General features: G+C 43.1%; 16 protein-coding genes. 2 read left to right on the forward strand and 14 right to left on the reverse strand.

Features of this window, described 5'->3' with window-relative positions; all coding sequences use genetic code 11:
• Positions 1–184: 184 nt before the first annotated feature.
• The 8 genes from AOU00_RS09095 to AOU00_RS09125 form a co-directional block, all read right to left on the reverse strand.
• Positions 185–1,222: a threonine aldolase family protein gene (locus AOU00_RS09095; RefSeq protein ID WP_069290460.1), complete on the reverse strand. Its 1,038-nt coding sequence runs from the start codon at positions 1,220–1,222 to the stop codon at positions 185–187.
• Positions 1,209–1,670: a MarR family winged helix-turn-helix transcriptional regulator gene (locus AOU00_RS09100; protein ID WP_069290461.1), complete on the reverse strand. Its 462-nt coding sequence runs from the start codon at positions 1,668–1,670 to the stop codon at positions 1,209–1,211. The genes AOU00_RS09095 and AOU00_RS09100 overlap by 14 nt, the downstream gene beginning before the upstream one ends.
• 175 nt (positions 1,671–1,845) lie before the next feature.
• Positions 1,846–4,956, reverse strand: coding sequence for an efflux RND transporter permease subunit (locus AOU00_RS09105; RefSeq protein WP_069290462.1), 3,111 nt, complete (start codon positions 4,954–4,956; stop codon positions 1,846–1,848).
• Complete coding sequence (locus AOU00_RS09110; RefSeq protein ID WP_069290463.1) at positions 4,953–6,344, reverse strand: efflux RND transporter periplasmic adaptor subunit; 1,392 nt, start codon at positions 6,342–6,344, stop codon at positions 4,953–4,955. The genes AOU00_RS09105 and AOU00_RS09110 overlap by 4 nt, the downstream gene beginning before the upstream one ends.
• Before the next feature lie 201 nt (positions 6,345–6,545).
• Positions 6,546–7,196, reverse strand: a complete 651-nt coding sequence (locus AOU00_RS09115) for a response regulator (RefSeq protein ID WP_069290464.1) — start codon at positions 7,194–7,196, stop codon at positions 6,546–6,548.
• Positions 7,193–8,425: a sensor histidine kinase gene (locus tag AOU00_RS09120; RefSeq protein WP_069290465.1), complete on the reverse strand. Its 1,233-nt coding sequence runs from the start codon at positions 8,423–8,425 to the stop codon at positions 7,193–7,195. The genes AOU00_RS09115 and AOU00_RS09120 overlap by 4 nt, the downstream gene beginning before the upstream one ends.
• Positions 8,426–8,676: 251 nt before the next feature.
• The gene (locus AOU00_RS26570) at positions 8,677–8,847 is read right to left on the reverse strand and encodes a hypothetical protein (RefSeq protein WP_165179260.1); all 171 of its coding nucleotides are present in this window, start codon (positions 8,845–8,847) and stop codon (positions 8,677–8,679) included.
• Between the two features lie 19 nt (positions 8,848–8,866).
• On the reverse strand, positions 8,867–9,061 hold the full coding sequence (locus tag AOU00_RS09125) for an H-type small acid-soluble spore protein (protein WP_069290466.1): 195 nt from the start codon (positions 9,059–9,061) through the stop codon (positions 8,867–8,869).
• A 199-nt stretch (positions 9,062–9,260) separates the two neighbouring features.
• Here AOU00_RS09125 and AOU00_RS09130 point away from each other — a divergent pair, with 199 nt between their 5' ends.
• Positions 9,261–10,460 (forward strand): macrolide family glycosyltransferase, encoded by a 1,200-nt coding sequence (locus AOU00_RS09130; protein WP_069290467.1) that lies wholly within the window; start codon positions 9,261–9,263, stop codon positions 10,458–10,460.
• Positions 10,461–10,535: 75 nt separating this feature from the next.
• Here AOU00_RS09130 and AOU00_RS09135 read toward each other — a convergent pair whose 3' ends face one another.
• The 6 genes from AOU00_RS09135 to AOU00_RS09165 form a co-directional block, all read right to left on the reverse strand.
• Positions 10,536–11,951, reverse strand: a complete 1,416-nt coding sequence (locus AOU00_RS09135) for a glycoside hydrolase family 32 protein (protein ID WP_069290468.1) — start codon at positions 11,949–11,951, stop codon at positions 10,536–10,538.
• Between the two features lie 83 nt (positions 11,952–12,034).
• Entirely contained in the window at positions 12,035–12,862 is an 828-nt protein-coding gene (locus AOU00_RS09140; RefSeq protein ID WP_069290469.1) for a carbohydrate ABC transporter permease, read from the reverse strand.
• Positions 12,862–13,746 carry a carbohydrate ABC transporter permease gene (locus AOU00_RS09145; protein WP_069290470.1) on the reverse strand — a complete coding sequence of 295 codons (885 nt, stop codon included), beginning with the start codon at positions 13,744–13,746 and terminating at the stop codon, positions 12,862–12,864. Before AOU00_RS09145 ends, AOU00_RS09140 begins: the two co-directional genes overlap by 1 nt.
• A gap of 61 nt (positions 13,747–13,807) precedes the next feature.
• Positions 13,808–15,133 carry an ABC transporter substrate-binding protein gene (locus tag AOU00_RS09150; protein WP_069290471.1) on the reverse strand — a complete coding sequence of 442 codons (1,326 nt, stop codon included), beginning with the start codon at positions 15,131–15,133 and terminating at the stop codon, positions 13,808–13,810.
• A 164-nt stretch (positions 15,134–15,297) separates the two neighbouring features.
• Complete coding sequence (locus tag AOU00_RS09155; protein ID WP_069290472.1) at positions 15,298–16,275, reverse strand: LacI family DNA-binding transcriptional regulator; 978 nt, start codon at positions 16,273–16,275, stop codon at positions 15,298–15,300.
• Between the two features lie 306 nt (positions 16,276–16,581).
• Positions 16,582–17,928 (reverse strand): cellulase family glycosylhydrolase, encoded by a 1,347-nt coding sequence (locus tag AOU00_RS09165; protein ID WP_069290474.1) that lies wholly within the window; start codon positions 17,926–17,928, stop codon positions 16,582–16,584.
• Between the two features lie 385 nt (positions 17,929–18,313).
• On the opposite strand from AOU00_RS09165, the gene bglS reads away from it, so the two are divergent.
• The gene (bglS, locus tag AOU00_RS09170) at positions 18,314–19,027 is read left to right on the forward strand and encodes a beta-glucanase (protein ID WP_061828971.1); all 714 of its coding nucleotides are present in this window, start codon (positions 18,314–18,316) and stop codon (positions 19,025–19,027) included.
• Positions 19,028–19,121: the final 94 nt, after the last annotated feature.

Here is a 19,121-nt window from a genome sequence, read left to right on the forward strand (position 1 = left end):
CTCTTGTCTTGTTTTTCCATTTTTATATCCACTTGCTCTTTCATGGAACTAAAGACAAGCCGCTTTGGAATAAGTAAAATGCACAAAAAAAACCATACTTCGCTGCAATGCATGCAACGAAGTATGGCTATTCCATAGTCATTTTACATCTTTAAAATTATATAAATTACTCTTTCTATGACCTTTATCGCAATGTTTTAATATCCTGAATCAGCATTGCAACATTTTCTTTCTTTGTAGCCCAACTGGTACAGAATCGAACAGCACTATGTGCATCATCAACCTTTTCCCAAAAGGAGTAAGTATATTTTTCACTCAATGTCTTTAGTATACGATCTGGCAAAATCGGAAACTGCTGATTGGTTGTAGAACGGTATTGAAAAGAAAAACCTTGCTCAGATAATCCGTTTTGAAGCAGCATTGCCATATCTATAGCGTGTTTGGAAATTTCAACGTATAAACCGTCTTCAAACAAAGTTTCGAATTGAATGCCTAACATTCTTCCCTTAGCCAGCAGTCCTCCTTTTTGCTTGATCATATATCGAAAATCTTTTTTCAATGTATCATTTAGAATGACTACTGCTTCTCCCATCAAGGCTCCAATTTTGGTCCCGCCAATATAAAATACATCGCATAGCTTTGCTATATCTGCTAAAGATACGTCGCTATCTTCGGCCACCAAGCCATAGCCTAATCGGGCTCCATCTATAAACAGTGGTAAACCACACTCTTGACAGACTCTACTTAATGCTTCCAGCTCTGATTTGCTATAAATCGTTCCATTTTCAGTAGGTTGGGAAATATAAACCATCCCGGGCTGTACACTATGCTCAGGAGCGGCATCATTCCAGTGAGCGTCATATAGCTCCTTTACCTGCTCGGCCCGGATTTTCCCATCATCACTTGGCAAAGTAAGTACTTTATGCCCAATAGCTTCAATCGCTCCGGTCTCATGTACGGCAATATGTCCAGAAACTGCAGCAACGACGCCTTGATGCGGACGCAGAATAGAAGAAATGACGGTGGTATTGGTCTGTGTACCTCCAACCAAAAAGTGTACATCCGCATTTGGGGAGTCACATGCTTCTTTAATATATGCTCTGGCTTTTTCACAATGATCGTCGACACCATAACCTGGAGTTTGTTCATCATTAGTCTCCAGTAGTCGCTTTAATATGCGCTCATGAGCACCTTCGGTATAGTCGCATTCAAATCGTATCATTCTGTATCCTCTCCAAATTATCCAATTTCTTCTGAATTAACAACATAGAAGCATGTAATTCCTTAATCTCTTCTTCTGAAAGTCCTTGAACTAATTTTAGAATTTGTTCATCAGACCTTTCATTCAGTTGGTTGTAGAACACTTTTCCTTTAGGAGTCAAACGAATCAGATTTGTTCTATTATCCAACGTTGAATTTTCCTTAACAAGAAAGCCCTCTTTGCAAAATTTAGCAATGATCCTACTCATATAGCTGCGATCAATTTTAAGAGATTCGACTAGAGTATTCGCAATACAGGGCTCGATCAACCCGATCTCTATAATGACACGGGCCTCGGTAAAGGAATATCCGCTATCCAGCACATGTCTATCTAAAACACCCAGTATATTCGTATAGAATCGATTAAAACGCCTCATATCCGCTATGATATTAGCATCTATATTGATCATAACTCCCCCTATTTAGTGGACTTTTGCAACAATTATAGTAATGATTTTTGTGGACTATGTCAATGAAATAATAATGAATATCGACAAAAGAAAAAATCGTACATTAAGACACTCGTCTAATGTACGATCCCGCATTATTAAAGGAAAAATGAAGTATATTCTTTTCTATATTTACCTACAAGGTCAATGAGCTATCGCTATTTATAGCCTTTTCCTTCTTATGCTTCCGTTTCAGCTTCAGATGAGCTACGACCATATACAGCGTCGGAACTACAAACAATGTTAAAATAGTTGAAAAAATTAGTCCGAAAATAATGGTCGTTGCCAACGGTTTGAACAAGATCTCGCCTATTGTGGCAATAGGGATCATACCCACAATCGCAGTTAGCGAAGTAAGCAAGATCGGACGGAAACGGGCAGAGCATGCCATTAGAATGGCGTCTGTTAAATCAGCGCCTTCACGCCGCGCATCTTCAATAAACTCTATCAACACGATACCGTTACGCACGACGATACCAGCAAGTGAAATGATACCCATAATACTCATGAATCCAATTGGCATCCCCGAAATAAAACTTCCAAGGATTCCCCCTGCCGCTGCCAGATAAACAGTGGTCATAATAATGAGCGGTGTGGAAACCGAGTAAAACTGCATGGTAATTAAGAGGAGAATAAGAAAAATAACAATCACAGCTAATTTGCCCAAATCCTTAAACATATCAGACTGCGCAGATGTTTCCCCTCCCATCTCCCAGGTGTAGTCTGGTTCAAACTGGGTATTTGTAAGTTTGCTACGGATATCATTAGTGAGTTCTGTAGCTGTACGCCCATTTCCATTGGCTGATATCGTTACCGTCCGTTCCAGATCATAGCGGTGGATTTGTTGGATGGAAAAGTCCGGTTTCATCGTGGCTAATTGGGATAAGGGGATTTGCTCCCTTGCCGCATTGTTCACACTTAATTGTTGGAATAATACCTCAGGATCATGGTTTGGTTTGTTCATGTATATATTGACATCAAGCAATTCCTTACCCGTATCAAAATCCGTTACGTTCACCCCGTCACCCATTAATAGCAAAGTACGCGTTAAATCGGAATAGCTAACCTGATATTTATCCAAGGCTTGCTGATTAATTTGGAAATTCAGATTATAGCTTTGCATACCCATATTATCGGTCACATCTACAGCTCCGGGGGTCCCCGCAACAATTTCTTTGACTTTAGTTGTCATGTTTTGCAGCTTATCAATGTCTTCTCCTTTTATACGGATAGACACCGCACTGCCGACCGGAATACCTAATTGGGGAACGCGAATGCTGATTAATGCAGATGGATATTTAGCTTGTAGCGTATGGGTCCAGTTATCCACTGTTTTTTTGAGATCAAATAGCCCCTCTTTTCCAACGACAGCAATTTGGCCGTTTACCGCTCCCCCAGAGCCGTGACCACCTGCAACATCGCTGTACAGCTGAGGCGCTCCTCCACCTGCCGTTGCCGCCAGCCGCTCTGTTTCTGGCTGTTTTTTGACCCACATGCCAATCTCGTTAATAACCTGATTGGTTGCCTGCAACGATGTTCCTTCTGGCATCGTTACACTGATCGTGGCATCCGCTTGATCGGAATCCGGAAATAATTCAATAGGAACAACAGCAAGTAGTCCATAAGCTGCTGTACCCATCATAAGACCAATAAGCGCTGTTAAAAGTGGGCGTCGCAGTATTCTTGGCATCCAGTTTTTAGAGTACACATTGGATAGAGACTGGATTTGATTCCCCAGAAGTCCAGGTGGCTTAACTGTCCTATTATTCTCTTTTCCTTTACGACGTTGATCATACCATTGACGGAAAATAGGAATGATCGTTAATGACATAATCATGGAAGCCAGCATCGTTAACGAAATAACGGTAGGTATCGGTTTAATAAAGTCACCAATGGTGCCCGGCAGGAATAAAAGCGGGGCAAATGCTGCAACCGTAGCTAGTGTAGCTGTAATGATTGATAAGGATACCTCTTTCGTTCCTTTAATGGCTGCCTCCGTAGCATCTTCCCCAAATTCAGTGCGTCGGCGTTCAATATTGTCATTGACCACGACGGCATCATCAACCAATATCCCTAGCACGATGATTAATCCGATGACTGAAATTTGATTCAGCGTGATTCCTGTTGTGGGCAAGAAAATAAAGCCGATGGCGATGGAAACAGGAATGGCCAAGGCCACAAATGCAGAAGTCAGCAAATTCAAACCTAATGTACATATAACAATGACCGATATAATAGCGATGATCATCTCTTTGGTTAGGTTTCCAAACATTTCATCTACTCGATCATTTTGCGCAAAAAGCGGCTCAAAATGTACATTCTTCGGCAAACTGCTCACAAGTTCATTGATTTTGGCTGTAGTCGCTTTAGATACCGTTGGCACGTCTTTGCCTGTATCTCCACTCACACTGATCGAAATAGCAGGCTTGTTATTCACATACGTATAACTAGCTGCTTTTTTAAAAACAAGTGAGGCTGTCCCTACATCTTTCAGAGATATCGGGAATCCATCGTCATTGCTTGAAATCTGGACGTTATTTAGAATGGATGGATCGGTAGAGGCATTTACCGTCAGCTGATAAGTACGCTCATTGAAATCCATACTACCTGTAGGAACTCTTTCATTCTCATTTTTGATTGCTTGAACAACCTGCTCCCAGGAGATGTTATATTGTTGCATCTTTTGTGTGTCTAAACTGATTCGTACTTCTTGATCTGGTATTCCTTGAATATTAACTTGCGAAACACCCGAGACCGTTTTTAATTGATCTTTCCATTTGTTCATCAATTCATTCAACGAGTATAAATTCTCAATTTTATCAGAAGTAATCGCATATGAACCAATGAAAGAGCTTGTCATGCTATCATTGATAACCGGCTGCATCGCATCAACTGGAAGCTCGGACTGTGCATCCTGTACCTTTGTACGAAGATCAGCCCATACCTTTGTCGGGTCTGCATCTTCAAAAGCTTCTACAGTTATACTGGATTGGCCTTTAGATGAAGTGGAAGAAATCGTTTTGACACCTTGTACGGCTTTAATTTTCTGTTCCATAACCTTAGTAATGGTTTGCTCAATTCTTTCGGGTGAGGCTCCCGGATAGATGGTTGTAACACTGGCTGACAAGGGAATAACATCGGGCTGCTCTTGTTTAGGTAACGATGTAAAATTGTAGAGCCCTAGCACAATGCACATGCCAAAGAAAATGAGTGTAATTTTTTGTTTTTTAACGATATATTTAATCATTCGGACGACTCCTCCGATTTCCCAAGTACGTCATTCCCAATTAAATCACCATTAAATAAGGTTCCTGCTCCTTGTGTAACGATTTGATCGCCTGCCTGTAGTCCAGAGACCACTTCGAGCTGATTATTAGTCACTTTCCCCAGTTTAATCGGTGTTTTGACGGCTTTTCCGTTTACTGCTTTAAAGACATAAGGGTCATTTCCCGTACTAATTACGGCCTCTACGGGCACTAAAAGCGCTTCGTTTTGATCCATGCTTTTAGATGCGCTTATGACTTGACCAGGTTTCCAATTCAGTTCGGGATTGGGAATGCTAACTTCCACATTGATGCTTCCCGTTTTGGAGTTAGTCGATGGATAGATCTGAGTAACGGTCCCTGTTCTAATTTCATCGTAGAGAGATATATTTACTTTTTGGTTTTTCTTCCACGATAAGATTTCACTGTCCGGTACGGGGAGGAGTACTTTTAAAGTCTTGATATTTCCGACAACAAATGCCTCACTCCCGCTGGAGCCCAGTTGGCCATCAGATATCTTTTTTTCAATCACAACACCCGTGATCGGGGAAGTTAAAGTTGCTTTTTTCAGTGACAAGGATGACTGTTCATAAGCAGCCAATGCATCCTCATAGGTAGCCTGCGCCTGAGCTTTACTGGCTAGTCCTTGTTGTATAGTAGCCCTAGCCGATTCCAGCCCTGCCCTGGCCTGATCTACCCCAGCCGAAGCTTGGGCACGCTGTTCCTGGGATGCCCCTGCAAGCAAAAGAGACAATTTCTCTTGCGCATCACTTAAGCTTTTTTGTGCGTTTGCTAATTCCAGCTGCGCATTCTCATTTTCCGTTAATGATACTGCACCTGCCTGGAATAGACTTTGGGACCGTGCGGCATCCGCTTTCTTCTTGTTATAATTATTAGTTGCTACAGTAACCGCATTTTGAGACTGTGCAATCTCCTGCTTTTTGGCGCCATTGTTCAATTCCTGCAATTTGGATTGGGCCGCGTTGACCTGGGATTGTGAACTATGAATGCCCGCCTGGGCCGATTGGACAGTAGCCTCCGCTTGGCTAACACCAGCCTTTGCCTTTTCCATGGTTGCCTTTGCCCGATCCAGCTGTAACTGGTAAGCAGATGTATCTAGCTTCGCAAGGACACTCCCTTTTTCTACTGAATCCCCAACCTCGACCATGGTGTTCAATATACGTCCATCCGCTTCAAAGGAAACATTGGCCTCATTACTTGCCTGCAATGTTCCCGCCAAATTAAAATCATTGGCCAAAGGTTTCATTGCAAGTTTCTCAATTTTTACCGGGTGACTGGCTTCTGTTACAGAGTTCTCCGATGCACTGGAGCAACCGGAAACTACTAAGGCTAATGCAACCCCTGCAATCATTATCCTGATTTCTTTTCTCTTCAACTAATGTCATCCTCTCTGATTCTCTCTTCTAAAGGTGCTATCAGCAACCCGTGGGTCAAGTAAACTTTTTCATCCTTTTTTCATGTTATAACAATGCACAAACAAAAAAATCGTACAAAGGGGCAAGCACCTTATGTACGACTGGGCAAATAAATAACATATTTTCAGTTATTATTTCTAAAGCTGTAAAATACCACGTTCCAACGAAACGGCAACGGCTTCGGATCTGGAATCAACACCAAGCTTGTTATAAATATTCGTTAAATGTGCTTTTACGGTACGCTCGGAAATTCCCATATCAAACGCAATTTCCTTACTTTTAAAACCATGTGCAACAGACTTTAATATGTGTCTTTCCTTATCAGTCAGAACTAAGCTTCTTTCGTGTGATTCTATCTCAGCTTCTCTCTTATTCGTAGTAGCAAATACCCTTGCTGTTATTTCTGGCTGAAGCAGCGTTTCACCCCTTAGCGCAGACTCAATAGTGCGAAATAAGTTTTCTCGACTGGTATCTTTTAGTAAATATCCTTTTGCTCCCAAAGAGAGTCCCTTAATCATTAAATCATCTTCGTTATAGGTCGTCAGGATAATGACTGGTGTGTCATTTTGTTTTTCTCTGAGGGCTTTCATGGTTTCCAAACCACTCATTTGTGGCATATATAAATCCAACAATATGACATGTGGCTGAAGTTCTTCGATCAATTTAAGAGCCGTTACACCTTCTCCAGCTTCACCAATCACTTCATAACTGTCATTGGTCTCCAGCACCAGCTTTAATCCTTCTCTAACTACCCAATGATCGTCGACGATTAAAATCTTGTATTTCATGATAGGTCTCCTTTAGTAAGAGGCGCCTCTATTTTTATAGCTGTACCTTCTTGAAATATACTGCTGATATTGATTTTTCCACCCAGCATCCGTACACGTTCATGTATGCCTATTATTCCGTAATGCCCTGTTTGCTTGGCAATAATATCCGTATCAAATCCTTTTCCATCATCGCGAATCTCAATTTCAATCATGCCTTCTTTATCTAAAATATGAATCCATACGGTATTAGCATGTGAATGTTTCGCTACGTTGGTTAAACACTCGCTTATAATAAACAATCCATGTTCGAACAACAGTCTGGGGACTGAAGCTTTAATTTTGATGTTGCGTATTACACGAATGCTCGTAGCCATTGTAAATCGCTGTATTTCTTCCTCCACTGCTTCTGCAAAATCAACTTCCGAGATGGTTTTCGAACGAAGATTGTCTATAGCTCGCCTTGAATCAGACAATGTTCTTCGCACTTGTGACATCGATTGTTGGACGATCTCCTGAGCTCTTTGCGTACTCCCTTTTGTCAGATGGGCATCAATGGCTTCAAGTTGCATGATTAGCCCAGCAAGCCCTTGAGCCAGCGTATCATGAAGATCACGGGCCATACGTTGTCGTTCGTTAGCAATTGTAAGTTCTTCGACCTTTTGATGTGCGATTTCAAGTTCTTTAAGAACGTTTTGCGTTCGGATTCGTGCTTTGACTTGTTTGAGAAAAAGAACGGCATAAGCTACTATAACAACTGCAATTAGAAAAAATAGAGGGATGAACAACACAAATTGCTTGCCATCATTATGCCAGACCACAGCAACACAAAAAAGTACATAGGAGATCAAAAATACAAGAATGACCTTAAGCGGCTTGTAATAAATACCTATACTCTGACCCACCAAAATTGGCATTAACCCAACCAGTACAATCGAAAAACTCTCAGGTAGAAGAAATGCACTTGAAAAGATCAATCCCCCTTGCACAACAAAATAAGCCCAAGAAAAATATTTTGCAACTCTATGAGCATGCAAGTACAAGAGGATGTGCAATATGATGATTACAGTGAATAAGACACTTTGCAGCAGATTTAGACCACTAGACAAATGTTGAAGAATGACAGACTCACTATAAATTATAAAAATCCATATTATAGTTAATACTTTTGAAATATCTTTCTTCTCAAATTCACCTTCACTTATTTCCGGATCTAGATTTTGAATCTGTTCATTGAATACATCAATCATAATTCCCTCCTACAATTCTGAATTCGGCTTTTCAACTTATTAGAGACAACGCCGCTATGACGACCTGGTCCATTTAGTTTGAACAGAAATCATTTATATATTATTTTACAAAAAAACAAACAGAAAAAAACGTACACATGGGCAATATCATTTGTACGTTTGGGCATTAAATACTATTTGTTCGACTCCAGCCAAATATGTGTCATATAAAAAGCACGCAACAGGTTATCCTGTGCGCGCTTGGTCATTCTCTATTTCTCCTCCAACTCATCCGGTACATCGTATTTATTGATATGTGAAGTTATTGCTGCAACTGCTTCGCTGGCATCCGTCGTGGCCGGTACTTCTCTAACCACATCATCCGTCTGGTCACGAAAATTCAAACGGTCTGCCTCGATTTCCTTCTGTTGATTTGGTTTCATTTTTCATAGCGCTCCTTTCTTATTCCAGTGCCTGATCTCGTTCTGTTAACGTGTATAAAGGTACTTCCCGTTCCTCTTCTGGATTGCTCAGCGCATAAATGCGTGCCGTCTCACGCTGTTCATTCACATGCTGAATATAAATGGGTAGCCCATCGCACAACACATCCGCCATGATGGAAGAGGACGCTATTTCTTGCGCTCTTTGAACATTCACTTAGAAAAAACCTCCCTTGCTAAGTAGAGTTCGCCTTTACTATGCACGAGTTAAATATTTGTTATACACATTTCATGCCAACATGTGTTTCACGATCATGAAAGGATATCATTTGAAAAAATAAATATTATTGTTATTATGGATTAAGAGATTCAGTGAAAACTGCGATCTTAATTGTAGAGAAAAGGAGTAATGATGGATGTTAAACGTATTAATGGTTAACTTTCCGGCAGAAGGACATGTAAACCCCACGCTTGGGATCACGCAAGCCTTTGCAGCACGAGGGGACCAGGTTCATTACATTACAACTGAGAAATACAAGAATAGACTCGAAGCAGTTGGAGCGAAGGTTCACCTGCATCCTGATCTGGTCAGGACTGCTTCCATTGATACCAACACTCCGGCAGGACTGAACGCATTTATGAATATTCATATCCAGACTTCGATGGACATCTTAGCCATCACTCAGGAGCTGTCCGAGCGTATTCAATTTGACTTGGTGTTCTATGATCGATTCGGAGCTGGTGAATTAGTAAGAGATTATTTGAATATTCCAGGCATTTCTTCATCCCCATCTTTTCTCATTTCAAATCATCTGATGGCTGCCAATCTCTTCCGCTCCGACGCTAAAGTACCGTTTCATCCTGATGAACAAGTCACGTCTTCACTGCATCTCATGAAAGAAAGGTTCGGTGTTGCTCCCAAAGATCTGGTTCAATTTATGAACAATTCAGGAGATTTGAATGTTGTATATACGAGCAGATATTTTCAACCGAATGGTGAACAATTTGGGGACGAGCATCTTTTTATTGGCCCCAGCTTCCCGGAGCGCAAAGGAGAAAATTTATTCCCGCTGGACAGACTACAGGGTAAAAAGGTTTTATATATTTCGATGGGAACTGTGCTGGACCACACTGAAGACTTTTTTAACACCTGCATTGAGGCTTTTTCCGATTTTGAAGGCATCGTCGTGATTGCAGCTGGCGAGAAAGCTGACTTTACCAAAATTAACCCGGCTCCTGAGCACTTTATCATCTCGTCTTATGTTCCTCAATTGGAGGTATTACGTCATTCAGATGTATTTATTACTCATGGTGGAATGAACAGTGTGAATGAAGGAATTCACTTTAATGTACCCTTGGTCGTGCTGCCTCAGGACAAGGATCAGCCCATGGTCGCGCAGCGGTTAACGGAACTTCAAGCGGGCTATCGAATAACTAAGGATCAAATCAATACACAAACGTTAAGAGATGCCGTACATGAGGTAGTGTCAAACGCAGCGTATAAAGAGGGCGTACAAAAAATAAATGACAGCTTCCAGCAATCCGGCGGTACAAAAGAAGCTCTCGCAAAAATTGATGCTTATCTTGATGCTTATCTGCAACATAAGCGCGCCTAAAATCATACGAGCAAAATGGCCACAAAAAAACAGGAAACTGACCATCCACGGTCAGGTTCCTGTTTGTATGCGATTCTATGCAAGGATATCCCACTTCTGGAACGAGACAATCGTACAGTTTCCGTTCGCAAATGCACGAATACCTTTTGATTCCATTCCGGGATACACTCTTCCTGTGAGAACGTATTCGCCGTCGCCGATGAATATCTCCACAGAGCTTTTATCGACAAAAATCCGAAGCTCCAGACGCCCCTCTTGTAATTCCAAGGGCACTCTTCTCTCTCCGCCCGGTCCGATACCGGCACGCTCACGGTTAAAACGGAACAGACCGTCATCAGGACGATACGAGAGTACAGTCTCCTCTTCGTCGCCCACCCGCAGCTTCAAGCCGAATTCATCCGTATGGCCAGCCTCGAACTCAAATACGACCTTCAGTTCGTAGCTATCTCCGCGCGTGTCCATAATCTGCTCACCTGTCAGTAAGATATCCCGCTGTTCAAACAGATTGGATCGGTAATTTTCCACCTCTTCAAGCGGACGGAACAGCAATCTGTCGTGGTCGATCACCGCTTCCCGCGAAAGACTCATCGCACCAGCCCAATGGTGCCCCTCCTGAGTCGGCATCTCCGATTCCCACATATCCATCCATCCGATAACGATACGCCGCCCTTTATCATCCAAGGTTGACTGTGGGGCATAGAAATCGAATCCGTGATCCACCTGAGCATACCGCTCTGCCGTAAATGTTCCGGCAGCGGAATTGAAATCACCTATACCGTACATGGTGGAATGCAGATTGCGGTAAGCCTCCCCCTGTGCAGGCATGCGCTGCGGGGATAGCATAAATACGTGCCGACCACCGAGCGGGAACAGATCTGGACACTCCCAATTATCACCGAAGCGTCCGTCACTCACGGCTAGTACATTGACATACGTCCAGCTTTTCAGGTCTTCAGAACGGTAAAGCAGTACAAGTCCGTTCCCTTTGGCATCATTAGAACCGAGAACGGCGTAATATTGATCTTCGTGCCTGAACACCTTAGGGTCACGGAAGTCTTTACGGCTGATCGTGTCCGGTATAGCGTCATAACTGATGACCGGGTTGCCCTCCCACTTTTCGAACGTTATTCCGTCTTCTGATACTGCAATTCCCTGCGACTGCTTGTAATCCTGATCTTTGTCAGGCCCGGTTACAACATGCCCGGTATACATCAGGACAAGCTTTCCGTCCTGCTCAATCGCACTGCCAGAGAAGCAGCCATCCTGGTCGAACTCACCGTCCGGTGCCAAAGCGATCGGTAGATAATCCCACTTCATAAGATCGCGGCTGACTGCATGTCCCCAGTGCATCGGTCCCCATACTGATTTATACGGGTAATGTTGATAGAACAAGTGATATTGCCCGTTATATTGAATGAAGCCGTTCGGATCATTCATCCAGCCCAGTTCAGCCATTAAATGGTAGTGCAGCCGATAATCTGGCCGAAGCATATGCTTCGATTGGGAAATAAATTGATCTGCACGCTCTCTCGTATACGTTCTAGTCTGTTTGATAAAGCATCCTCCCCCTGCAGTTATTTAATCGAGCCTTGCATAACACCCTGAATAATATACTTCTGGGCGAACAGATAGATGATAATGATCGGAAATATCGTCAGTACCAAACTTGCCATCAATGGACCATAATCCACTGTATAGGTTCCATAAAAGTTGTACGTGGACAACGGAAGTGTCCTTTGCTCCGGATCGACCAGAATAAGGGAAGGTAACAGAAAATCATTCCAGATCCACAGTACATTGAGAATGGAAATGGTGGCAGTCGTGGGCATCAGTACCGGAAACACAATCCGGAAGAATGTCTGAAACCGCGTGCAGCCGTCAATTAGCGCCGCTTCCTCCAGTTCCTTTGGAATACTCTTTACAAAACCATGATAAATGAAGACGGCCAGCGAGCTGCCAAAACCGATATACATGTAAATCAGCGACCACTTGCTGTTCAGCAGATCAAGTGACCCGTAGATTTTCACCAATGGAATCATGATAGCCTGGAATGGAATGATCATGGATGCAACCATTAGCATAAATGTATATTGGTTGAACTTGGTGTTGTTTCTGACAAAATAATGGGCCGTCATCGCCGCGAACAGTGAAATAAACAGAACACTTAACACCGTTATGACCAATGAGTTGGTGAAGGCAGCGATGTAATTCATTTTATCAAATGCATTCATATAATTGACCGTACTGAAGCTCTCTGGAAGCGATAACGGATTTGAGGTGATGGCCATGTTTTCCTTGAACGAATTGATCAGCAGAAAGACGAAAGGTACGATGAACAATATGAGTATGACTGTCAGCACAATGAATTTGATCACGGAGGAAGCAATTCTTTTTCTTGTCATTACGCCTCAACCTCCAACTTCTTGCTAAAATAAACCTGAAGCAGAGTGATGAGAGCAACCATCAGGAACAATACGAATGCTTCTGCCTGCCCCACACCATAATCACGGGAAAGGAATGCCTTTTCATACACATGCATCGACACCATTTGAGTACTGCTGAACGGCCCACCTTTCGTGAGTGCAAGGTTCACGTCATAGACCATAAATCCGCGCTGCAGGGACAAGAATATACATACGATGAAAGAAGGAACCATCAAGGGCAGCACCATTTTCCGCAGTCTGGTCCAGCTGTTTGCCCCATCAATGCTTGCGGCCTCCATAATATCATTCGGGACACCAGTCAACCCTGCGATGTAAATGACCATCATGTAACCCGCGTTCTGCCACACGGTTACAATCACGAGTGCCCAGAACGCTTTGTCGGGATCAGCCAGCCAAGTCGTGCTGAGCGACTGTATGCTGGCATGTTGTCCCAAATAGACAAGCACGTTGTTGAATATAAACTGCCATATAAAACCGAGCACAATGCCGCCGACAAGGTTGGGCAGGAAAAATCCCGCCCGGAAAATACTCTGTCCTTTTAACCCTTTTGTCAGCACATAAGCCAGCATAAAAGCGATCACATTGATAAGAACAACGGTATAAAACACATACTTGAGCGTCAAGCTGAACGATTTCCAAAACTCAATATCTCTAAAAACAGCCAGATAGTTTTGGACGCCAACCAGCGATAGTGTGGTGGAAATACCATCCCAGTTTGTGAACGTCAGATAGATGCCGTACAAAAATGGAATGATCATTACCGTTATGAAGGCAAACAAGGTTGGTCCGGTAAACAGCAGCCGCGTCCGCAGCCGATTCCATACTCCTTTTTCCTCAATCATGATGCCCCCCCTCTCTTTGTCCCTGATTTCTCTCTCTATTCCGGGTAATTTGAAAACAACCTTATTTTACGGTCTTCCAGTAGTTTTCGATTTCTTTAACCAGTGTTGCTCGATCGCCCTGTTTCGCCAGATACTTTTGCATGGAAGATCCTGTCTTGGACCAGTGGTCGGCAGGCAGCATGCTCATCGACTGCTCTGACTTGCCTTTTGCGATATAATCCTGGATGGACTTGCCCAGCGGATCGGCCGCAGGCAGTGTAATATTTTTGAACGCCGGGATGATGTTTGCTTGGTTCACGAGGAAATCCTGGCCTTTCTCTTCATAGACGATCCAGTTCAGGAACTTCTTCGCCGCCTCTTGCTGTTCTGGAGTAGCCTTCTCCTTGTCAATAACAATGCGCTTGGATACAGCAGACGAAATCTCCTGATTGCCGTAGTCATCGGCATTGTTGCTGATGGGTACAGGCAGAAAACCATATTCTTTGTTAGCGGTATCAAAACTGTTGATTTGCGGCCATGCCCAGTTGCCCATGAACCAAATGCCAACTTCACCTTTGCCGAGCAGTTCCGGTCCGCGTTCATAAGTTCCTGCTAGCGGAGAAGCCTGATCGATATTGTATTTCATCATGACGTCGAATGTATCCATAAGTCCGTTAAATACAGGATTATTAGCCAAGTCCGCCTGGCCCGCTTTTAGTGACGCCATGAATTTGTCCACTTCAGCCATGTCTTTGTTCTGGCCTGCATAAGCAAGAGGCAAATAATGAGCGCCCAGGGACCAGTCCATTGATGAAATCACCAGTGCTTTCTTTCCGGATGTCTCGATTTGCTGAAACAGTTTTTCAAGGTCATTTCGGGTTTTAATTGTGGTGGGATCAAAGCTTCCGCCTACCGCTTTATCTACAACGGCTTTATTGTAAATGAATCCGTAGCCTTCAACAGCCAGTGGAAACGCGTAATTTTTACCATCAACTGTCGTAGCATTAGTAGCGCTTTCAACAGTGTCCGCATTCCACTTTTCCCCGCTTAGATCGAGGATACGGTCCTTAAATTTCTCAACATCGCCTGTATCTAGCATGATCATGGTCGGCGGGTTTCCTGATGCATACAAGGCAGAGGCACGCTCAAAAGGAGATCCACCAGTCGGAACCGGCTGGATTTCAACAGTAATGCCCGGATTGTCTTTCTGGAACGCCTTCGCGGCTTCCTCCAGCTGTGGAAGGATTTCGCCTTTGGAGTTCAAAAGCGTAATTTTCACATTTTTCGAATCCCCTGATCCCCCTCCAGAAGCCGAATTACCTTCTCCTCCGGAGCCACTGCATGCAGATACCACCATAACCAAAAGGAGCAGCATTACCATCCATTGAACTCTTTTGAATTTCCTCATTGTTGTCATCCCCTTATTTATATAATGGCTCTGAACACTTAAATAAAACGCTTACAAACGGATTATATGTCAATGGTTTAACTTGTGTCAATCGTTTGACATGTTGAATTTTTAACATGTACTAAAAAAAATCTGTTCCCCTTGTTAGAGGAACAGATTTTCATTCAGGTCGTTGCACGCTCAATTAGTTCAACAGGCAGCAGATTGACAGGTTGTACCTGCTCCCCTTCCGCCTGCCTGCGGATCAGCTCGACCGCCAGTCTGCCGATGTCTGCAATCGGCTGTCTTACCGATGTAAGTTCCGGCGTCAGCCAGGAAGCAACGCTTACATCATCGAAGCCTACAATGCGCACATTCTCTGGCACATGCCTTCCAGCTCGAATATATTCTTTCAGCGCAAAAGCCGCAATAATATCACTTGTTGCGAACACTCCATCAACATCGGGATGTTCATGAACGAGTTTTGAAATGATTCGCTCGTACTCCTTCTGGTCGAACACATTCAAGTCTGTTTGAACGATCACATGCTGGACACCATCCCTGCCCACGACATCCCGGAATGCTTTGGTCCGCTCATTGGACAGCATGTTCAGCTCCAGATTTCCACATATATGCGCAATTTTCTGGCAGCCTTTGCTGATGAGCAGCTCCGTAGCCAGCTCGCCTCCGCGATAATTATCCGAGGATATGTAAGGAATACACGGGTCAATCTGTCTATCAAATGTCACAATCGGTGAATTCAAATGTCGGTACTCTTCTACTTCTAATGTATGGCTACCCATAATGATGCCATCCACCCGGTTCCGCTTCAACATATCGATATACACTTTTTCCTTCACGGGATCCATATGGGAATTGCACAGCAGGACCTTGCAGTTTTGCTGATAGGCATAGAACTCAACCTGATTGGCAAGCTCACTGAAGAAAGGATGCGAGACATCGGGAATAATCAGGCCAATAATATTAGACTGCTTGCGCAATAGGGATCGTGCTATTTCATTCGGTTGATAATTAAGTTCCTCCATTGCATCGAACACTTTTTTGCGTGTAGTTTCGCTAATATATCCCCGGTTGTTCATTACACGGGATACTGTTGTGACCGACACGCCCGCTTTTAATGCTACATCATGAATTGTCGCCATATTAACCTCTTCCCGCACAAAATAAATACATACAAACTATACTCTCTCCTCATCATTTCAACAACCTTACATAACGGAAGCCTAAAAATGGACGTAAATGTTAGGTGACTGAACTTTGCGAATCCCAAATTAGAGGTTACAGCAAGTTCTACTAACTTCATAAACTGATCCTCATACATAATTCGCGAAGAGCTTTCTTCTTCCATTTGTTCACCGCCTGCTGAGTGATTTTGAGTTCTCATTTCTATAAAATAATACAACAGCCTATCCAATTGGATAGGCTGTCGGTAGCTGAAAGAATTAACATCATTCTGATTGTGCGTCAGTCGGTGCATTAATGTATGTATCTGTAAGCACATCAGTCGGTGCATCCGCAGGCACATTATCCGTTGCTGATTCACTGTTCTGGAGTAGTGCTCTCGGATAGGCCTGTGCACGCTCATAGTACCAGTTAAACAAGAAGCGGGCCATCGCCTGACGTCGGGTATCGCCATCCCACTTTAACCCTGCTGTTGGGTCCGCAAATGAACTCCTTGCTCCAGATTCCAGCAGAAAGCCATTCATGTGTGCGGTCATGCTGACATTACCGGCTGCTGTAAAAATGGACTTCGTGTTTTTCCCAAATCCATCATTAGAGCCGTTAAACAAATTCCAGTACTCTGAATCGCCGGGTTGTGTCTTGAACCAGGTAAATTCTGTAACATTTATTGGATAGGCTTGAGCTGCCGCCTTAATGTTGGAATTCCATTGCGATTGCAGCTTGTCCTTGTTATCATAAGCTCCGTAGCCTGGATACCAGTGGACAGCATAGCCGTAGTTGTTCAAGGGGTCTGTCAGCGGGTGTTTTGCCACCGGGCTGTAAAATTGGTTGTATCCAAGTCCTGCAGCCCAGATGACATTATCCGCTCCTTTACTTCGAATCGTGGAAATGATAGAGTTCTGGAATCTTCTCAGATCATTCCAATGGTCAAGAAAATCATTCTCACCGGGATAGCCTCCCCAATGCCCATTCGCATACGACTTAATTGGCTCGTTGATCAGTTCAAACATGACGTTATCCGCGCTATTAATAGCAGGCTGCGAGGCAAGATACCCCCAGATTTGATTAAATTTGTCCAAATTGGATTGTGTTGTACCCTGATCGTTAGCTAAAGTGAAATCAAGACCAAGGGTAACATAAACGCCCTTTGTTTTCGCATAATTGATGTATGGAATAATCACATTTTGTGTAACTGCCTGTAAACCGGCGAAGTTGTATGACCCTGCGGCCACATCTCCCATATCCTGGCGGTCAATAAACAATCGGACCTGATTCATATACCAACCGTGGTTGCTTCCATACTTCGGTCTGGTGTCTGTAAAGGTGTCGGTGATATCCTTCAAATAAGCCAAAATTGCTGCATGACGATTGTTACCATTCAATTTGAGATAATAATTACTATTTTGATAGGTCCAGTATGCTCCCGACGGCTGATGCCAGCCACTCAAAACAACAGGTTTTCCGCTGCTGTTCACCAATTGATTGCCCCTGACATGGAGCTCTCCCATGGGCATACCTGACCATGCATCTATATGTTGGTCAAACACCGGTTTTAAAGGCAATATGAATACAAGTATCAGAACTATTTTACATACCATACCTAATTTTTTCAAAGAAAGGCCTCCTCCTCAAAAATTTAATTGACTATTATGCCAAAAGAATAAAATGGTATAAACATGTAGTGGCTGCGCTTCCTGAGTCTATCCTATTGCAAAATCATCACCTCCCTTAATGGAAGATTATAACGTTTATTTGTATTTCTTGCATCTAATTGTATAACTTACATTTCCAAACCACAACTTGATAAAATTTAGTTTTTTTGAAATTATTTTTCTATCGTTAAGTTTGCTATAGTCTACGCCTCAATTTCAAGCTACAATGAAGATACCAAATATGGAAGTCTTTTATATTTTTTCGGTAAGCCGGCCAATACTTGAAATAATGTATCATTGCCAGCCGTTTCTTTCATGTTTGGTCAATCTTTTATGGAGGTGTAAAATGAAGAAGAAATCTTGGTTCACTTTAATGGTCACGGGTATTGTCTCTCTGTTTTTTTCGGTAAGCGTTTATGCGGGGAATGTTTTTTGGGAACCACTTAATGGTTTCAATTCTGGTGCATGGCAAAAGGCGGATGGATATTCCAATGGGAACATGTTTAATTGCACTTGGCGTGCTAATAATGTCAATTTTACGAACGATGGCAAAATGAAGCTTGGCTTAACAAGTTCTGCGTACAATAAATTTGACTGTGGAGAGTATCGATCGACGAACACTTACAGATACGGCTTATACGAGGTCAGCATGAAGCCTGCTAAAAATACTGGGATCGTATCTTCCTTCTTTACGTATACGGGACCTACTGATGGCACGCAATGGGATGAAATAGATATTGAATTTTTAGGCAAAGACACGACAAAAGTGCAATTCAACTATTATACAAACGGGGTCGGTGGTCACGAGAAGATTGTTGATCTGGGCTTTGATGCATCAAGAGGCTTCCACACCTATGCTTTCGATTGGCAGCCAGGGTACATTAAGTGGTATGTTGACGGGGTTTTAAAGCATACGGCAACTACAAACATACCAAGCACACCAGGCAAGATTATGATGAATTTATGGAATGGTACTGGCGTTGACGACTGGCTGGGTTCGTATAATGGAGTGAATCCGCTATACGCCGAATACGATTGGGTAAAATACACGAGCAATTAGCCCGTAGTACAAAAGCAGCCCTGTAGGGGCTGTTTTTTTTGATGATGCATTGAGTCAGCCATGTTCGGCCATGAAGAAAACCACCGGAAATCTA

Source organism: Paenibacillus polymyxa (assembly GCF_001719045.1).
GTDB classification, from domain to species: domain Bacteria; phylum Bacillota; class Bacilli; order Paenibacillales; family Paenibacillaceae; genus Paenibacillus; species Paenibacillus polymyxa_B.